Annotated in this window: 14 protein-coding genes; 7 read left to right on the top strand and 7 right to left on the bottom strand. The window is 48.3% G+C overall.

Features of this window, described 5'->3' with window-relative positions; translation table 11 throughout:
• Nucleotides 1-66: 66 nt before the first annotated feature.
• A complete protein-coding gene (locus tag C942_RS14040) occupies nucleotides 67-942 on the top strand; it encodes an alanyl-tRNA editing protein (RefSeq protein ID WP_007466680.1) in 876 nt (291 codons plus the stop codon).
• A gap of 291 nt (nucleotides 943-1,233) precedes the next feature.
• Here the strand turns inward: C942_RS14040 and C942_RS14035 are convergent, their stop codons facing one another.
• Both C942_RS14035 and C942_RS14030 read right to left on the bottom strand, forming a co-directional pair.
• On the bottom strand, nucleotides 1,234-2,238 hold the full coding sequence (locus tag C942_RS14035) for a LacI family DNA-binding transcriptional regulator (RefSeq protein WP_007466678.1): 1,005 nt from the start codon (nucleotides 2,236-2,238) through the stop codon (nucleotides 1,234-1,236).
• Nucleotides 2,239-2,313: 75 nt separating this feature from the next.
• On the bottom strand, nucleotides 2,314-3,750 hold the full coding sequence (locus tag C942_RS14030; protein WP_007466674.1) for a GH1 family beta-glucosidase: 1,437 nt from the start codon (nucleotides 3,748-3,750) through the stop codon (nucleotides 2,314-2,316).
• A gap of 269 nt (nucleotides 3,751-4,019) precedes the next feature.
• Between C942_RS14030 and C942_RS14025 the strand changes: the two genes are divergently transcribed.
• Together C942_RS14025 and C942_RS14020 are read left to right on the top strand one after the other, a co-directional pair.
• Nucleotides 4,020-4,247 (top strand): zinc ribbon domain-containing protein, encoded by a 228-nt coding sequence (locus tag C942_RS14025; protein ID WP_007466673.1) that lies wholly within the window; start codon nucleotides 4,020-4,022, stop codon nucleotides 4,245-4,247.
• A 211-nt stretch (nucleotides 4,248-4,458) separates the two neighbouring features.
• Nucleotides 4,459-6,072, top strand: coding sequence for an ABC transporter ATP-binding protein (locus C942_RS14020; RefSeq protein WP_007466671.1), 1,614 nt, complete (start codon nucleotides 4,459-4,461; stop codon nucleotides 6,070-6,072).
• A 124-nt stretch (nucleotides 6,073-6,196) separates the two neighbouring features.
• On the opposite strand, the gene xseA is transcribed toward C942_RS14020, so the two are convergent.
• Nucleotides 6,197-7,546 carry an exodeoxyribonuclease VII large subunit gene (xseA, locus tag C942_RS14015; protein WP_007466669.1) on the bottom strand — a complete coding sequence of 450 codons (1,350 nt, stop codon included), beginning with the start codon at nucleotides 7,544-7,546 and terminating at the stop codon, nucleotides 6,197-6,199.
• A 261-nt stretch (nucleotides 7,547-7,807) separates the two neighbouring features.
• Between xseA and guaB the strand changes: the two genes are divergently transcribed.
• From guaB to C942_RS14000, 3 genes are all read left to right on the top strand, one after another.
• Nucleotides 7,808-9,271: an IMP dehydrogenase gene (gene guaB / locus C942_RS14010; RefSeq protein ID WP_007466667.1), complete on the top strand. Its 1,464-nt coding sequence runs from the start codon at nucleotides 7,808-7,810 to the stop codon at nucleotides 9,269-9,271.
• Nucleotides 9,272-9,384: 113 nt separating this feature from the next.
• Nucleotides 9,385-10,968, top strand: a complete 1,584-nt coding sequence (guaA, locus tag C942_RS14005; protein ID WP_007466665.1) for a glutamine-hydrolyzing GMP synthase — start codon at nucleotides 9,385-9,387, stop codon at nucleotides 10,966-10,968.
• 346 nt (nucleotides 10,969-11,314) lie between these two features.
• Nucleotides 11,315-12,874, top strand: coding sequence for an AbgT family transporter (locus C942_RS14000; RefSeq protein ID WP_007466663.1), 1,560 nt, complete (start codon nucleotides 11,315-11,317; stop codon nucleotides 12,872-12,874).
• A 92-nt stretch (nucleotides 12,875-12,966) separates the two neighbouring features.
• Here C942_RS14000 and fghA read toward each other — a convergent pair whose 3' ends face one another.
• Together fghA and C942_RS13990 are read right to left on the bottom strand one after the other, a co-directional pair.
• Complete coding sequence (fghA, locus tag C942_RS13995) at nucleotides 12,967-13,809, bottom strand: S-formylglutathione hydrolase (protein ID WP_007466661.1); 843 nt, start codon at nucleotides 13,807-13,809, stop codon at nucleotides 12,967-12,969.
• A 75-nt stretch (nucleotides 13,810-13,884) separates the two neighbouring features.
• Nucleotides 13,885-15,015: an S-(hydroxymethyl)glutathione dehydrogenase/class III alcohol dehydrogenase gene (locus tag C942_RS13990; protein WP_007466658.1), complete on the bottom strand. Its 1,131-nt coding sequence runs from the start codon at nucleotides 15,013-15,015 to the stop codon at nucleotides 13,885-13,887.
• Nucleotides 15,016-15,366: 351 nt separating this feature from the next.
• Here C942_RS13990 and tadA point away from each other — a divergent pair, with 351 nt between their 5' ends.
• A complete protein-coding gene (tadA, locus tag C942_RS13985) occupies nucleotides 15,367-15,870 on the top strand; it encodes a tRNA adenosine(34) deaminase TadA (RefSeq protein ID WP_007466656.1) in 504 nt (167 codons plus the stop codon).
• 100 nt (nucleotides 15,871-15,970) lie between these two features.
• On the opposite strand, the gene C942_RS25105 is transcribed toward tadA, so the two are convergent.
• Both C942_RS25105 and mltF read right to left on the bottom strand, forming a co-directional pair.
• Entirely contained in the window at nucleotides 15,971-16,123 is a 153-nt protein-coding gene (locus C942_RS25105; protein ID WP_007466654.1) for a hypothetical protein, read from the bottom strand.
• A 247-nt stretch (nucleotides 16,124-16,370) separates the two neighbouring features.
• A complete protein-coding gene (gene mltF / locus C942_RS13980) occupies nucleotides 16,371-17,855 on the bottom strand; it encodes a membrane-bound lytic murein transglycosylase MltF (protein ID WP_007466653.1) in 1,485 nt (494 codons plus the stop codon).
• Nucleotides 17,856-18,352: the final 497 nt, after the last annotated feature.

Below are 18,352 nucleotides of genomic sequence, written 5' to 3'. Positions count from 1 at the left end.
TTTAATGTTTGCCGACAGGTATACAATAATTGCGATTTAGTTAGGAATACATTTGAAGGAAACAACATGTCTGTAGTAACCCCCACCAATGTTTTATTTACCGAGCCACAATGGCAGGCGACCGCTGAGATCCAGCTGTGTGCCCCTGCTTCAACTGGCGGAAGCTGGCTGGTAACTAATCGGACTCCATTTCATCCGGTTAGCCATATTTGGCCAGATCATCCGGCGGATCGTGGTGAGGTAGTGATTGATGGAACCAGCTATAAGGTAGCTGGTTGCTATACCGGTGCGGTTGAGTTGGCTACGCAGACACTGTATGTCGATGCAGATATTCCGGTTAAGCGTAATGAGCCTGGCTGGGTATTTGTTGTTGTTCATCATATTGAGCAGGAACAGCAACTGGCTATTGGTGCTGAAGTTGAACTTAAGGTTGATCAGGCATATCAACAGGCGTTGAGCCGTGCCCATAGTGGGGGGCATTTGTCGTCACTGGCGCTGAATAAAGTTTTGCACCATGATTTCTGGCGTAAGGATGCTTCACGTAAAGATGAAATGGGTCATTATGATTTTCACAGTTACGCCCAGACCGAAAGTCGAGTGAGTGAAGATTGCAGCACCGATACATATCGCTTGGGTAAGACGTTGCGAAAGCGCGGGCTGAACAGTGCGGATCTGCTTGCTCAGCTTGATGTAGTGGCAGACAGGGTGAATCAGCAGCTGGAAATCTGGCGACAGCAGGGAGCCGCAGTGACCATGCATCGTGAAGGTAAAGCGCTGACTGACAGCCGCTACTGGCGTTGCCAGCTGGAAGAGGATTATCTGGTGGAGATCCCTTGTGGTGGTACACATATCTGTTCTTTAACTGAATACGGTAAGCTTGAAGTGGAATTTCAGCTGGAGAGTGATCAGGAGCTCATTATGCTGACAAAAACCAGCGCCTGATAGCAATCAGAGATAAAAAAATCGCCCGATGTGGCGATTTTTTTATATATTTCAATAAGCTGTTTTACTTATTCTTCCGTTCTACGTTGTTGCCATTGGCATTTTTATCAGTAATCAAGACTGGCTGAACCGATTGAAAATACCATTCTGCTTATTTTGTCTTGCACTTGATCTTTGGCTTTTTTACGGAAAGATAAGGATAATATCCTGCTTAAAATCCAAATGCAGAACATGTAACTTATGCTTTCGGGAAGTGTATTGATAAATGTTCTTTTGGTACCTGATCGCTGATCACGATGGCTTTTGAAGTTGATCAACGGATTCGCGAACGATCAATTCTCCAGCAAACAAATCGACCGGACTGATCTTTTCATCTTTTACTAGAAGCAAAGCCTGTTCAATGGCGGCCTGAGCCATGGCTTCAACTGGCAGGGTGACTGTTGTCAGGCTCGGAATGAGAAATTCACCGGCCGGATCATTATCAAAACCCATAACCGAAATATCACCGGGCACTTGCCGTCCATGTTCGTGTAGGGCACGGATGGCCCCCATCGCCATATTATCATTGGCCGTGAACAGCGCAGTGAAAGGTTTTTGTTTATCTAGCAATGCCTGACAACCCAGATAACCGCTTTGGGTGAAATAGTTGCCATGATAGAACCCGGTGGCGGTAAGTTGGTGTTTATCCAGTGTGTCATGAAATCCTTTCAGGCGCAGGCGGGAGTTGACCGAATCTTCCGGGCCGGTAATACAGGCAATCTTACGGTGTCCGCTGTTAATCAAAAATTCGGTGGCTTCGCAGGCGGCTTTATATTGGTCAAAGCAAATGCATTGTGGCTCAAAACCTTCCACCATCTGGTTAATAACCACGAGAGGGACCGAAAGGGTTTGCATCATCTGCTTTAATTGCTCAGGTGGCATCTTGCGGGTATAGAGAATAATGGCATCAACCCTTTGCTCAACCAGACTGTTGATTGCCTGACATTCTGATTCCTGGCTGTGTCCACCATCCATGATCAATAGTTGTTTGCCTGATTTGGCGGTGGTTTCCGATGCTTGGCGCATCAGGCTGCTGAAATAGGCACCTTCAAATGCGGAAACGACCAGACCCAGCGTATTGGTTTTATTGGTTGCCAGTGCCCTTGCCAGGCTATTGGGTTTGTAGCCCAGCGTTTTCATTGCCTGGTAAACGGCTTCGGCAGTTGCCGGTTTGACCTGGCCGGTATTGTTCAATACCCGTGAAACTGTTGCCTTGGATACACCTGCCAGTTTGCAAACGTCGTTGATGGTTGCCATGAATGGTTTTTCCGCTGCTGATAAAAATGCCCGAGCATTGTCGGGCATGATCCCGTTGATGATCAACTAAAATGATCAGCGTTTTGTGCCATTTGAATTGATAACATTCTGATACCAGAAGAATGATTTCTTGCGTTTACGGGCAAGGTTATTTTCCTGGTCGACATACACAAAGCCGTATTGTTTCTGGTAGCCATTGAGCCAGCTGAGCAAGTCGATGAAAGACCAAGGGTAGTAACCGCGCACATCAATGCCTTGTTTTATGGCCGATTCAGCCGCAGCAATATGGTCGGACAGGTATTTGATGCGTGGGTCATCAAGCACTTCACCTTCAATGATCGGGTCTTTGGCACCAAGGCCGTTTTCAGTGATATAAAACGGAATATTGCCGTAGCGATCTTTGAGTCGCTGCATACCGACGCACAATCCCTGCGGGTAGATCTCCCAGTCCCAGTCGCTATAGGTTGATTCAGGGGTGCGAACAAACTTAAACAAGCCTTTGAATCCGAATTCTTTTCCTGAGCCTTTTTTGCCAGTGGTGTTGATTTTGGTGTTGTCGACATCTGGGTTTGCCGCTATCCATTCACGTTTATAGTAGTTCACTCCAATGAAGTCGCAGATGTTGCTTTTCAGCAAAGCTTCATCACCATCAGCAAATTCAGGAACTCCCCAGGTTCGTTGGGCGATTTCGAGAATATGCGCCGGATATTCGCCTTTCAGCACAGGATCATACAGCCAGTGGGTCAGCAAATCGTCGGCCATTTTACAGGCAGCAATATCTTCCGGCTTGTCGGAAATAGGGTCGTGGGGCTGCATCACATTAACAAAACCGATCTGGCTTTTTTTGTTAATCAGTCTGCTGTCTTTATATTCACGAAAAGCTTTCACAGCCTTGGCATGGGCGATAAATACATGGTGACAGGCCTGAATACCACGTTTTGCATCGGTCAGGCCCGGTGGGTGAGCGCCGGTAAAATAACCCATTCCGATGAAAATTAACGTTTCATTGAAGGTTGACCATAGCTCAACGCGATCGCCAAACGCTTCAAAACACAGGCGGGCATATTGCTCGAAAGCATCGACCGTTTCGCGAGATTCCCAGCCGCCAATATCCTGTAGCGCTTGTGGCAAATCCCAGTGGTACAGCGTGATCATTGGCTTGATACCATGTTTGATTAGCTCGTCAATCAGGTCACTGTAGAACTTCAGCCCGGCAGGGTTCATTTTGCCTCGGCCTTCAGGAAACAGGCGAGGCCAGCTGATGGAAAAACGATAGCTTTGTAGTCCGGCTTCAGCCATCAGTGCAACATCTTCCCGGTAGCGATGGTAATGATCGGCTGCAACATCACCGTTAGTCCCTTCGTGAGTGGTGCCCGGCTGATGGGAGAAGATATCCCAGATGGATGGGCCTTTGCCGTCGGCATCGTGACCGCCTTCGACCTGATAGGCAGCAGAAGCCGCTCCCCACAGGAAGTTATCGGGAAAAGCGGAAACATGTTTTACATCGGTCATAGCAGCGTACCTTGTATTCGTTTGGAAGACCTGAATACGTTAACGCAGAAATGTAACCGGTTACAGAAACCGGTTACATTTTATGACTCATTCCGTGATCATGGTCGCAATCATTAGAAACTGAGCCGGATCAAAGGATCTTGTAACGATCGGTTTTTTTCATTGCGTCAATGTCTGCAATCATCGATTATTCCTCGGGTGCCTACAGGTAAGCGTGTCGGGTTTTATACTTTTCCCTATAGGTATTAAATAAGTTTAGAGGGATAAACATGAGCGATAATATTTGCCCGGATTGTCAAAGCGATCTGGATTGGAAAGATGGCCAATATTACTGTGCGACTTGCCTGCATCCTGTGAAGAAGCGGGCGTTCTGCCCTGAGTGCGATAGAGAACTGGAAAAGCTGCAAGCTTGTGGTGCGGCGAGCTATTTTTGCAATAGCTGTAATGAGCTGAAGTCAAAATCTCGGGTTAAAATTACTTTTGAAGCAGTGAAGTAACTGTTTTTGAATTGAAAGCGGAAAGCCCTGCTTTCCGCTTTCAATTGTCGAGTCTCTCTTTCTGCCCTCTACTCTCGTTTTCTTCTCTGTTGTGTTCCCCGACTGGCCTCTACCCCTGCTTTTATACTTAAAAGTGGTAAATCAAAAGTAATCACGTTATTTTGATAATAATTATCATTAACACTTTGAGATTACTAATAGGGATATTGGCATGACATCAAAATCACCACTGTTGCAAGTAGATAACCTCTCCGTATCTTTCCGGATGGAAGATGAAACCGTTCAGGCAGTAAAAGGGATCTCGTTTCATTTAGAGAAGGGCAAGACTCTGGCTTTGGTGGGAGAGTCCGGCTCAGGTAAGTCGGTATCATCGAGCAGTATCATGGGATTGCTGCCCCCGAATGCGATAGTGGAGCCGGCAAGCTCAGTTCGGTTCGGGCAACAACAGTTGCTCAACATGTCGGAGAAAGCACTCCGAAGTGTTCGGGGGAACAGGATTGCGATGATCTTTCAGGAGCCGATGACATCCCTCAATCCTTACATTCCGGTTGGGGAGCAGGTTGCCGAAGCCGTAGTGTGCCACCGAAAGGTAACTCGCAAAGCGGCAATGGAAGAAACGCTGGCACTGTTTCACAAGGTTAAGCTACCCGAGCCGGAAAAACGGCTTCGTCATTATCCTCATGAGTTTTCCGGCGGTCAGCTGCAGCGGATCATGATTGCAATGGCATTGGCGAACAAACCGGATATTTTGATTGCTGATGAGCCGACAACCGCACTGGATGTGACGGTACAGGCCGAAGTGCTGGACTTGCTGAAAGCTATTCAGGACGAAATGGGGATGGCGATTTTGTTTATCACCCATGATCTCGGAGTAGTTCGGCATTTTGCTGATGATGTGGCTGTTATGCGGCTCGGGGAGATTGTTGAGACTGGCAGTGTTGAAGATATTTTTACTTATCCTAGCCACAGCTATACCAAAATGTTGCTTGATGCTGAGCCAAAGCGGCATGACAAGAGTCTGGAAAGTACATCTCCCTATGTGCTTGAGGCCGAAGATATTCACGTCAAGTATGTACTGAAAACCAACTGGCTGGGTATGGAAACAGAATATCTGGAGGCCGTGAAAGGAATTAGTTTGGCCATTCGTCCGGGTCAGACAGTCGGTATTGTCGGAGAGTCAGGTTCTGGGAAATCAACGCTGGGCAGGGCGTTGATGCAGTTGCTGCCTTCAAGTGGCAATATCAAGTTTGAAGGTCAGAGCTTTTATACGATGACTGCCCGGCAGCGTTATGACCTGAAACGCAATATGCAGATGGTTTTTCAGGATCCGTACGGTTCTTTGTCACCGAGAATGACCATCGGCGAAATCATCACAGAGCCGCTGACGGTTTTTTCTGAGCTGACTAAGCAGGAAAGAATGCAGCGTGCCCGTAAGGCACTGGAAGAAGTACGTTTGGAGCCGGGCTGTATCAATCGCTATCCCCATGAATTTTCCGGCGGTCAGCGCCAGCGGATTGCGATTGCAAGGGCGCTGATTTTAGAACCTAAGTTTATTTTGCTGGATGAGCCGACATCTGCGCTCGACCGTTCAGTGCAGCAGACTGTACTTGAGCTTCTGAAAGATATTCAGCAACGGCACAATATTGCTTACCTCTTTATCAGCCATGATCTCTCGGTTATCCGGGCTATTTCAGATGAAGTTATCGTGATGCAAAAAGGGGAAGTGGTGGAGCGGGGCACCGCAGAGCAGATTTTCGAAGCCCCACAGCAAGCATATACCCGCCGTTTGATTGATGCCTGTATGCTGGTGGATGAAGTTGCATGATAGTTGTTAATTTTTTAGCATAGTAAAGACAAAAAAGGACCATAAAAAACGCCGCATTTAGATGCGGCGTTTTTTTATGTCTACAAGAATGTTTTGCTCCTGTTTCGGAAGCTTATTCTTGAGCTTACTTTTGGACAACAGAACGAATCTCTCCGTCAGCAACTGTGGTATGCAGGGTATCGCCTGCCTGTACCTGTTCGGCTTTGCGGATCACCTTGCCTTTGGCATCGCGGGTGATGGAGTAACCGCGCCCCAGAGTAGCCAGTGGGCTGACGGTTTCCAGCTTTTCTGCTGCCATTGCTAACTTATGGTTTGCATTTAGCAGGCGGCGATCCATGGCATCTAATAAGCGGTGCCTGGCCTGCTCTAAACGGTTACTCTCTTGTTTTAGCATGTGCGCCGGGGAGTGCAAAGCCAGCTTGTACTCGGCATGGCTGATGTGTTGCTGGTGGCCACTGATCAGCTGACGTATCGCTCGCTCCATACGGCTTGAAAGCTCATCCAGCAGTTGCTGTTGCTGGTTCAGTCGAACTTGCGGATGCTGGCGATCCAATCTGTGCTGGAGGTTGACGATTCTTGCCTGCTGTCCGGAAAGATAATGACGGATTGCATGGCGAAGCTGCTGAGTCTTTTGGTTGATTTTCTGGGTCTGATGAGTCATATCCCGGCTGATCAGCTCTGCCGCCGCAGACGGTGTCGGTGCCCGGACATCAGCAATAAAATCGGCAATAGTAACATCTACTTCGTGGCCAACAGCACTGACAATCGGGATCTGGCTGGCGGCAATGGTACGCGCCACAATCTCTTCATTGAATGCCCATAAATCTTCCAGCGAACCACCGCCACGACCGACAATTAGAACATCACACTCTTGTCGGGAATTAGCCCGGCCGATAGCCTGAGCAATCGAGATCGCAGCGCCTTCTCCCTGCACCATAGTCGGATAGATAACGACAGGCAGGCCGGGATCTCGGCGTTGAAGTACATTCAGGATATCGTGCAGCGCAGCTCCGGTTTTTGAGGTAACAATACCGACACGTTTAGGTTGATCCGGCAAAGGCTTTTTCAGCGACTGGGCAAACAGCCCTTCGGCTGCCAGCGACATTTTCAGTTGTTCAAACTGCTGCTGGAGACGACCGTCACCTTCCGGCTGTATGCTCTCAATGATTAACTGATAGTCACCGCGCGGCTCATATAGCGATAGGCGAGCTTTGACCAGAACCTGAGTACCGTTACTTGGTTTGAAGGTGACCCGGCGGTTATTACCGCGGAACATGGCGCACTTAACCTGGGCACGGGAATCTTTTAGGGTGAAATACCAGTGGCCGGATACCGGCATTGACAGGTTAGACAGTTCACCGACCAGCCAGACGACACCCATTTCGTTTTCAAGGATGAGACGAACCTGAGCATTAAGGCTGGAAACTGTATAGATGCGATCGTTAGATTGAGTTTGTTGGGCAAACATGGTCACGAGGCTGGACACCTGCTGTAGAGAGGTTAAGTAGTGCACGGAAATGTAACGAAAAATCACCAGGCAGATCTATGGACAGATCTTGACCGTAATTGAAAGACCGCAGCACCGGAAACTTAACCGAAATATATTACAGATCAACAAAAAAATGTCAATAAAAAAATTTAAAAAATTACTAGCCAAACGATTGCACCATACGTATAATTCGTCCGCAATATTTTATCCTTCTTTAAAAACCTCTACTTGGTGTGAGATATTGCAATGTTACGAATCAAACAAGAAGCTTTGACTTTCGATGATGTCCTGCTGGTTCCAGCCCACTCAACTGTACTGCCTAACACTGCCGATCTGCGCACCCGTCTGACGAAAGAAATTTCGCTGAACATTCCTATGCTTTCAGCGTCTATGGATACCGTCACAGAAGGTCGCCTGGCTATCGCCCTTGCTCAGGAAGGCGGTATTGGCTTTATTCACAAGAATATGTCGATTGAGAAGCAGGCTAACGAAGTTCGTATGGTTAAGAAGTTCGAAGCCGGTGTGGTTTCTGAACCTGTTACGGTTAAGCCATACAACACAATTGAAGATGTGAAACGCCTGACTGCCGAAAATGGTTTTGCCGGCTATCCGGTTGTTTCTGACAACAACGAGCTGGTAGGTATTATTACCGGCCGTGATGTTCGCTTTGTTACTGACCTTTCCCTGAAAGTAGAAGAAGTGATGACACCGAAAGACAAGCTGGCTTCAGCGAAAGAAGGTGCATCACGTGAAGAAGTTGAAGCTATCATGCAAAAACACCGTGTAGAAAAGGTGTTGCTTGTTAATGATGAATTCCAGCTACGCGGCATGATCACTGCTAAAGATTTCCAGAAAGCAGAACGTAAACCTAATGCATGTAAAGACGAGTTCGGTCGTCTGCGTGTAGGTGCTGCAGTTGGTGCAGGTGCCGGTAACGAAGAGCGTGTTAAGGCGCTGGTTGAAGCGGGCGTAGACGTTCTGTTGATTGACTCTTCACACGGCCACTCCGAAGGTGTGCTGCAGCGCATCCGCGAAACTCGTGAAGCATACCCTGATCTGCAAATCGTTGGTGGTAACGTAGCGACAGCTGAAGGTGCCCGTGCACTGATTGAAGCTGGTGTAAGTGCAGTTAAAGTGGGTATCGGTCCTGGTTCTATCTGTACTACCCGTATCGTAACCGGTGTTGGTGTACCTCAGGTTACCGCTATCGCTGAAGCGGCATCAGTGGCTGACCAGTACGGTATTCCTGTTATTGCAGACGGTGGTATCCGTTTCTCTGGCGACATGTGTAAAGCGATTGCAGCCGGTGCATCATGTGTAATGGTTGGTTCTATGTTCGCCGGTACTGAAGAAGCACCGGGTGAAGTTGAACTTTACCAAGGCCGTGCTTACAAGTCATACCGTGGTATGGGTTCACTGGGCGCGATGTCAAAAGGTTCTTCTGACCGTTACTTCCAGTCTGATAACGCTGCTGACAAGCTGGTACCTGAAGGTATTGAAGGCCGTGTTGCTTATAAAGGCCACATGAAAGAAATCGTTCACCAGCAAATGGGCGGCCTGCGTTCAAGCATGGGCCTGACTGGCTCGGCGACAATCGAAGATATGCGTACTAAAGCAGAATTCGTTCGTATCTCCGGTGCCGGTATGAAAGAGTCGCACGTCCACGACGTAACCATCACTAAAGAAGCTCCTAACTACCGTCTGGGCTAATTTTCACCAGCCGGATAAGTGATGGGCGAAAACGTTTGCCTAAATAAAAAAACTGTATAAGATCGGGGGCGATTTTAGCCCCCTCATTTCAATAAGTTTGAGACCGCTCGATAATGACCACGACCACAAATATTCATGACCAACGTATCCTGATCCTGGACTTTGGATCTCAGTACACGCAGTTAATCGCACGCCGTATTCGTGAAATTGGTGTTTACTGTGAGCTGTGGAGTTGGGATGTGGATGAAGCTGACATCCGCGATTTCAATCCAAACGGTATTATTCTTTCTGGTGGTCCGGAGAGCGTAACGGAAGAAGGTTCACCTCGTGCTCCACAATATGTGTTTGAAGCTGGTGTTCCTGTATTTGGTGTTTGCTACGGCATGCAGACTATGGCTGAGCAGCTGGGCGGTAAGGTTGCAGGTTCGACTGAACGTGAATTTGGCTACGCTCAGGTGAAAGTGGTTGAGCCAACTGATTTCTTTAAGAACATTGAAGATGCTGTGTCTGAAGACGGCACTGCATTGCTGGACGTATGGATGAGCCACGGTGATAAAGTGGTTGAGATCCCGTCTGACTTCGTCAAAGTTGCAGAAACGGATACTTGTCCGTATGCAGCGATGGCAAACGAAGATAAGCACTTCTACGGTGTTCAGTTCCACCCGGAAGTGACGCACACTCGCCAGGGTATGCGTATCATTGAAAACTTCGTTCTGAATATCTGTGGTTGTGAGAAGCTATGGACTTCTGCAAATATCATCGAAGATGCTGTTGAGCGTATCAAAGAGCAGGTAGGTGATGACGAAGTTATCCTTGGCCTGTCTGGTGGTGTGGACTCATCGGTTGTTGCTATGCTGATCCACCGTGCTATCGGCGACAAACTGACCTGTGTATTCGTTGATAACGGTCTGCTGCGCCTGAACGAAGGTGAGCAGGTAATGGAAATGTTCGGTGACCATTTCGGTCTGAACATCGTTCACGTGAATGCTGAGCAGCGCTTCCTGTCTGCGCTGGAAGGTGAAGCTGATCCTGAAGCCAAGCGTAAGATCATCGGTCACGTATTCGTTGATGTTTTTGATGAAGAATCGAAGAAACTGAAGAATGCGAAATGGCTGGCACAGGGTACTATTTACCCGGATGTAATTGAATCTGCGGCTTCAAAAACCGGTAAAGCACACGTTATCAAGTCTCACCATAACGTTGGTGGCCTGCCTGAAGATATGGAAATGGGCCTGGTTGAGCCGCTGAAAGAGCTGTTCAAAGATGAAGTACGTAAGATTGGTCTTGAACTTGGCCTGCCTTATAACATGCTTTATCGCCACCCGTTCCCGGGTCCAGGTCTGGGTGTACGTGTACTGGGCGAAGTGAAGAAAGAGTACTGTGATCTGCTGCGCCGTGCTGACGCAATTTTCATTGAAGAGCTGCACAACGCTGATCTGTACAACAAAGTTTCTCAGGCATTTACTGTGTTCCTGCCTGTACGCTCTGTTGGCGTAATGGGTGACGGCCGTAAATATGACTGGGTTGTTTCTCTGCGTGCTGTTGAAACAATTGATTTCATGACTGCGCACTGGGCGCACCTGCCATACGACTTCCTGGGTAAGGTTTCTAACCGTATCATTAACGAAGTTGATGGTATTTCCCGCGTGGTTTACGACGTATCTGGTAAGCCGCCGGCAACTATCGAGTGGGAATAATATCCCATTAGATAACTGACTTTTGGTCATGATTATGAAAAAGGCACCTTCGGGTGCCTTTTTTGTTATCACTATTACTCTTATTTATCAGTGGGCTGCTTATATTGACTGCGCTTGTGTTCATGTTGCGCAAGTGATCTTGTATTGTTGGTGTTTTGTTTCTTGTTAATATCTTCTTACAATATATCGTGGTGCTTTTTTGTTAATGAGTGGTTCGATGTGCGCTTTTTACTGAGTGGTTTATTACAATCTCCTGTAATCCCTCTCGGGAAATATGGATTGACTGGCGAAAGAATCATTAAATACACCGCCGCAAATTAACAACATCAACGAGCATGGAGTACCCATGAGCAATCAAGCAGTGAATAAAGCACCTGTTGCCTCGTCGGGGGCAATGGATAAGTTTTTAAACTTCATCGAACGAGCCGGTAATAAGATCCCCGATCCGGCACTTCTCTTTTTCTGGGGACTGGTTATCGTCTGGGGCCTGTCTGCACTACTTTCTCAGTTCGAATTCGGATTGATCCACCCTGTTACGGGGCAGGCCATCGAAATCAATAACCTTCTTACTGGCCAGTCACTGGCTGGCTTCCTGGCAGGTATGGTGAAAACCTTTACTGGTTTTGCACCACTGGGTATCGTTCTGGTAGCGATGCTGGGTGTCGGTGTTGCTGAAGCATCCGGTTTCATTAACACCGGACTGAAGAAGATGCTGAACTTCACCCCGGCTAAGCTGCTGACACCTATGCTGATCCTGGTTGCGATTGTATCTCACACCGCAGCTGACGCAGGTTACGTATTGGTTATCCCGCTGGGCGGTATTATCTTTCATGCAGCAGGTCGTCATCCTCTGGCCGGTATTGCGGCAGCTTTTGCCGGTGTATCCGGTGGTTTCTCGGCTAACTTCATTCCTTCCGGTATTGATCCGCTATTGGCCGGTTTCACTCAGTCGGCGGCACAAATCCTGGACCCTGAGTATGTTGTAAACCCACTTTCGAACCTGATGTTCACCGGTTTGTCTTCCATTATTGTTGTTGCAATTGGCTGGTATGTGACTGAGAAGGTTATCGAGCCGCGCCTGCGTAATACTCCGATTGATGATGATGCTGAAGAAGCGCCGGATTTGGGTTCATTCAGCGAAATTGAATCGAAAGCTTTTAACCGCGCTGGTTGGGCTATGGTATTGGGTATTGTCGCTCTGGTTGCGGCGGTCTATCCGGAAACATCACCGCTGCGCTCTCCTGATGGTCAAATTACCGCATTCTCTGCGCCGTTGATGCAGTCAATCGTGCCGCTGATCTTCATCTTGTTTATTATTCCGGGTGTGGTTTACGGACGTGTTGCCGGTACTTTCAAATCCAGCGATGACATTATTAAAGCGATGTCGGCAACCATGGGAACCATGGGCGGCTATATCGTAATGGCCTTTTTCTGTGCTCAGTTCCTGGCAGCATTCAGCCAGTCTAACCTCGGTACGCTGTTGGCGCTGTCTGGTGCGGACTTGCTGAAAGCGATGAACCTGCCGGGTCAGATCACTATTGTCGGTATGATCCTGCTGACAGCTTTTGTTAACCTGCTGGTTGGCTCGGCGTCGGCGAAGTGGGCCCTGATTGGTCCAATCCTAGTGCCAATGCTGATGGCTGTCGGTATCTCTCCTGAGCTGACTCAGGCGGCTTACCGTGTTGGTGATTCTGTATCTAACATCATTTCCCCACTGATGGTGTTCTTCCCGCTGGTGGTTGTTTACACCCAGCGTTATGTGAAGAGTTCAGGTATCGGCACACTGGCGTCGCTGATGATGCCTTACTCGATTGCGATGCTGATTGGCTGGACGCTGTTCTTGCTGGCTTACTGGGCGTTCGGTATTCCACTGGGTATTCAGGCACCGTATTCATACAGCATGTAATTTTGCCTGATAATTGTTTTCAGACTGAAGCCCCGCATTGCGGGGCTTTTTTATGAAGGCTGATTTTATTTTTTTTGCTTATTTAACGGGTTTTACTTTAGGTAGCCAGCATGAAAGCGTAGGTGATGTTCGATAAAGCTGGCAATAAAGTAATAGCTGTGGTCGTAGCCTTCTTGCATGCGCAGTTCGAGCGGGTAGTTATTTTTCTTCGCTGCGGCTTCAAGCAATTCAGGTTTAAGTTGCTCGGTCAGGAACTCATCTTCTGTCCCCTGATCAACAAAAGCTGGCAGTTTGCCCGTTGCCTGCTTCATTAGCTCACAGCTGTCATATTGCTTCCAGGTTTCAAGGTCAGAGCCCAGATAACCGGTGAATGCTTTTTTGCCCCAAGGGCAGGTTATCGGATGACTGATTGGGCTGAATGCTGATACCGAGCGGTAACGTTCCGGATTACGAAGGGCAATCATTAGTGCGCCATGTCCGCCCATAGAGTGACCGCTGATAGCTCGTTGCTCAGTAACCGGAAAATTGCTTTCGATCAGCGTCGGCAGTTCATTTACCACGTAGTCATACATCTGGTAGTGGCGGTTCCATGGTTCCTGGGTGGCATTTACGTAGAAGCCGGCTCCCTTGCCGAAGTCGTAACTGCCTTGTGGATCGTCGGCAACATCTTCACCGCGTGGGCTGGTATCCGGTGCAACTATCGCAATACCCAGCTCGGCTGCAATGCGCTGTGCTCCGGCTTTTTGCATGAAGTTTTCGTCTGTGCAGGTCAGTCCGGACAGCCAGTAAAGAACAGGCACCTTGGTGCCGTCGGCAATTTGTGGCGGCAGGTAAACGGCGAAACGCATGTCACAGTTGAGCGTTGCTGAGTGATGGCTATATTGCTTATGCCAGCCGCCAAAGCTTTTATTGGTGCTGATATTTTCCAGAGTCATTATCTTTTTATCTCAACGGGTTATTTCAACAATAATAAGCGCCGCCGAAGCAGCGCTTATACTGTGACGCAGGGGTTATTTGTCGTAGTGGATCACGCTACGGATGCTCTTGCCTTCATGCATCAGGTCAAAGGCGTTGTTGATCTCTTCCAGCCCCATGGTATGGGTAATGAAGTCATCAAGTTTGAACTCGCCAGCCATGTAACGTTCAACAATTTCCGGCAGCTCAGAGCGACCTTTTACACCACCGAAGGCAGAACCACGCCATACGCGGCCTGTCACCAGCTGGAACGGGCGGGTTGAGATTTCCTGGCCGGCACCGGCAACACCGATGATGACAGATTCGCCCCAGCCCTTATGACAGCATTCCAGTGCGGAACGCATAACGTTGACGTTACCGATACATTCAAAGGAGAAGTCGACACCGCCGTCGGTCATTTCGACGATCACTTCCTGAATTGGTTTGTCATAATCATTCGGATTGATACATTCGGTAGCACCCAACTCTTTCGCCAGCTGGAATTTGCTCTCGTTGATATCAACACCGATGATACGGCTGGCACCGGCCATCGTCGCACCGATAATTGCTGACAGGCCGATACCGCCCAGGCCAAAGATAGCAACAGTATCGCCTTTTTGTACTTTGGCTGTTTTCAATACCGCACCCATACCAGTGGTAACACCGCAGCCCAGCAGGCAGACTTCTTCCAGTGGCGCATCTTTGTTGACTTTCGCCAGTGAAATCTCAGGCAGTACTGTATATTCAGAAAAAGTCGAGCAGCCCATGTAGTGATAGATTGGCTGGCCGTCTTTGTAGAAACGGGTTGTGCCGTCCGGCATCAGGCCTTTGCCCTGGGTTTCACGGATTTTCTGGCACAGGTTGGTTTTACCTGATTTACAGAATTTACACTCGCCGCATTCCGGGGTGTAAAGTGGGATGACGTGATCACCAACTTCGACACTGGTAACGCCTTCGCCCACCATCTCAACAATACCGCCGCCCTCATGACCCAGAATCGCCGGGAAAATGCCTTCCGGATCGTCGCCGGACAGGGTGAAGGCATCGGTATGACAAACACCGGTAGCTACAATACGTACCAGAACTTCACCGGCTTTCGGCAGCATAACATCGACTTCCTCAACCGACAGTGGCTGATTCGGACCCCAGGCAATGGCTGCTTTGGATTTGATAAATTGCTCAGACATTCTGTTCTCGCTTATTCTGTGATTGGATTCTGTTCATTAAGGCTTATGTTCTTTCTTGTCAGCTTTGCGCTTATCTATTGACGCATAGCTATGATTACACTGTAGAAGATAAACCTCATGTCGATGACGCTGGTTAATAGCAGCGTTCCTCGTTGTGATGGCAAGTATTATATTTTTTCAAAAAGAGATGATAATCACCTTGTTGTGCAAATTACTTTTACTGTCTGGTAATAATTGAGGGTGAAAGAGGGAGAGTGTTTTTGCGGCATTGTTTGACTGGGAATAAGTTGGTAAGGGCAGAGCAAGGCATTATAATGCGCCTCCCATGTTTGCAATGATTTGAGAAAGCCTGTGACCGATCAAAACCAAGATGAACTGTATATGCGCCGAGCCATTGAGCTGGCAGCCAAAGCCGAGCAGGAAGGAGAGGTTCCTGTTGGAGCGGTTGTGGTTTATGACGGTCAGGTGATTGGAGAGGGCTGGAACCGCTCTATTGGTCAGCATGACGCTACAGCTCACGCTGAGATGATGGCTCTTCGTCAAGCAGGCAAGGTGATTCAGAACTATCGCCTGCTGGACGCAACTTTGTATGTCACTTTGGAGCCGTGCCCTATGTGTGCCGGTGCTATGGTACACAGTCGTATTGGTAAGGTGGTGTTTGGTGCCAGCGATCTGAAGACTGGTGCGGCGGGCAGTATTATGAATCTGCTGAGTTATGAGCAGGTCAATCATCATGTCGCCTGTGAATCCGGGTTGCTGGAAGAGGAATGCCGGGCTCAGTTACAGGCGTTTTTTAAACGTCGACGGGCAGAGAAAAAAGCCGAGAAAAAGGCCCGCCAGGCTGAGAGCCAGTGATCAAACAAAAAGCCCGACTCATTGAGTCGGGCTTTTTTCTGTTTCTTTGCGCTGACAATTGGTGTCGCTAGCTTTTGTTTATCGTTCTATTGTTAGCAAGCTAACAAGCGGCTGTTGCTGCTACAACATAGCTGCGCTGGCGCCATAACACTTTCTTGCGGGTATTAGCATGCATGCGTTTTCGTCTTGTTGCGATTGATGTCATGCGTTTCTTCAGGCTTTTCACCGCTTTTTTCTGTTTTGAGAATCGCATAAGTTTCTCCCATAAAGCAAAGGCACGAGTGTGCCCACACTACAATCATTTTCCTGAATCTTGTTCAGGGTTATGAGTTGATTGTTACCAAATTTTCATCATTTGAGAATGAGCTCGATCGCAAAATTACGGCTTTCTTTGCAAAACCATCAATACTCATTGTGATATTTCTATCACTAATTTTATGTCGGTTGATATAAAGCACAGCCCTGTATTAACAGGGCTGCTTATAAAAAGAAGGGGATGGTTATTTACTGACAAGTTTGGTCGGTTTAGCGAGACTGGTATCTATTTTTTCGCCCTCAAGTTTTGTCTGTTTGCTACCATCTTGCTGTAGTGGCGGGGTGATCGTTCTTAAGCTGTCGATGACCGCGATACCTTCCTCTTTGTCCTGATTCGGTGTTGTATTGTGCGCTTGCTCATAGCCGATAATACTCTGGTAATAGCGGCGAATATTTTCCACGTAGTTCAGCGCTTCATCACCACGGGCATAGCCATAACGGGTCTGCTTGTAGTATTTGCGCTGGCGCAGAAGTGGCAGGCGTTGTTTAACATCGCTCCAGGCATCCGGGTTACCACCTTGTTTTTTGGTCAGGCGGCGGGCATCCATCATATGGCCGAAACCTACGTTATAAGACGCCAGGGCAAACCAGACTTTTTCATGTTCTTCGATGCTGTCAGGTACTCGGGCAATCATCTTGCGTAGGTAGACAACGCCGCCCCGGATACTTTCTTCCGGATCAAGACGATTCTTCACACCCACAGACTTTGCTGTTGGCAGGGTCAACATCATCATACCGCGCACTCCGGTCGGAGAAACTGCGCGCGGGTTCCAGTGGGATTCCTGATAAGAAAGTGCAGCAATCAGACGCCAGTCCAGCTCTTTCGAATACTTTTTGAACAGAGGTTCCCAGCGAGGAAGCTTTTTCTCGATAGCTCGCAGGAATGCTCGGGTGTCAACATAATCAAAGCTGTCGACATGGCCGAAATATTTCTCTTCCAGCTTGCCCAGTTCACCGCTTTGTTTCATTTCACCGAAGAACTCGATCAGCAGCGCATACAGGCTGTCATCGGTGGTTTTGTTTAGGAACCAGGCGATCGGCTCATCTTCGGTCAATTCCAGGGCAACGGCAATATCCGGATGGATTCGCTGGCTGAGGGCGACATCTACTGAGTCAGCAATGGTGTAATCCAGATCGCCTCTGGCAACCATGCGTAGCAACTCATCACTGTCGGTTTCTTCTATTGCTTCCCATTGAAGCTGAGGGTAAAGAACATTGAGAGTGTCCAGGCTTTTCTCGTGGCTGGAGCCTTTAACGACAACCAGTGAACCTTTATTTTTAGCCAGATCTTCTGTGTCACGCGGACGCCACTGGCCTTTCTTATAGACTACGATTTGGCTGGCGTAGTAATAGGCGGGGGCTGCCCGGAATCCAGCCAGGCGGTCTTCGGTCATGGTCAGGCCCGCAGCAATGATATCGACATCTTTACGTTCAAGGCTGGGGAAAAGTCCGGCCAGAGTAAACATTGGCTGCATTTCCAGTTTGACACCCAGCTTGGCGGCAAACCGTTGTGCAAGTTCATAATCAAGACCTGTCGGACCATCGTTGCCAATATAGTAAGAGAGCTGATTATTCAGCGTGCCGACACGCAGGACGCCACTTTCACGGATCTTCTCCAGATCACTGCGGGTGTCCTGTTGCAGCCAGTTGCAACCACTAAGCAATAGCATGCTTAGTAATAGTGCCAGGGTATACCGGAGGTTAGAAGTTAATCGAAGATTGCTCAACAAGATATGCTCATCATTATAATTTGATGTTCTTTATACCAAAGCTCGCCAATTCAGCAAAGCAACTCCCATCCTCCCAGTGATGATTCTCCCGTCAAATTACAATTTCCGGACATCAGGACAATGTATGTATGGGAGCTGCCCGGCATCTAAATACTAGTTCAATTTCAGCTCTGCTGAGCTGGCTCATCGTTTTTTCTTATTGTTTGGAACAGGAATGAAAAAAAATCACGCAAACGGTTGCGTCAGGTGTTACGTCACAAAAATTTTTCCCTTATACTATGCCTCGCAGAGCTTCCAGCACCTGCTTCGAAACTCCCGAAAATTATGTAGTACGGGAATGAAGAACGCTGTTTAGTTGCTGCCCTGTCATGAGTGCATCGCCTCTGCTTGCTGTAAAAACAGTCGGGAAAGAGGTGACATTGACGTGATTTTTCCGG

It is taken from the genome of Photobacterium marinum, from assembly GCF_000331515.1.
Classification (GTDB): domain Bacteria; phylum Pseudomonadota; class Gammaproteobacteria; order Enterobacterales; family Vibrionaceae; genus Photobacterium; species Photobacterium marinum.
This window is presented reverse-complemented; position numbering and strand designations above follow the sequence as displayed.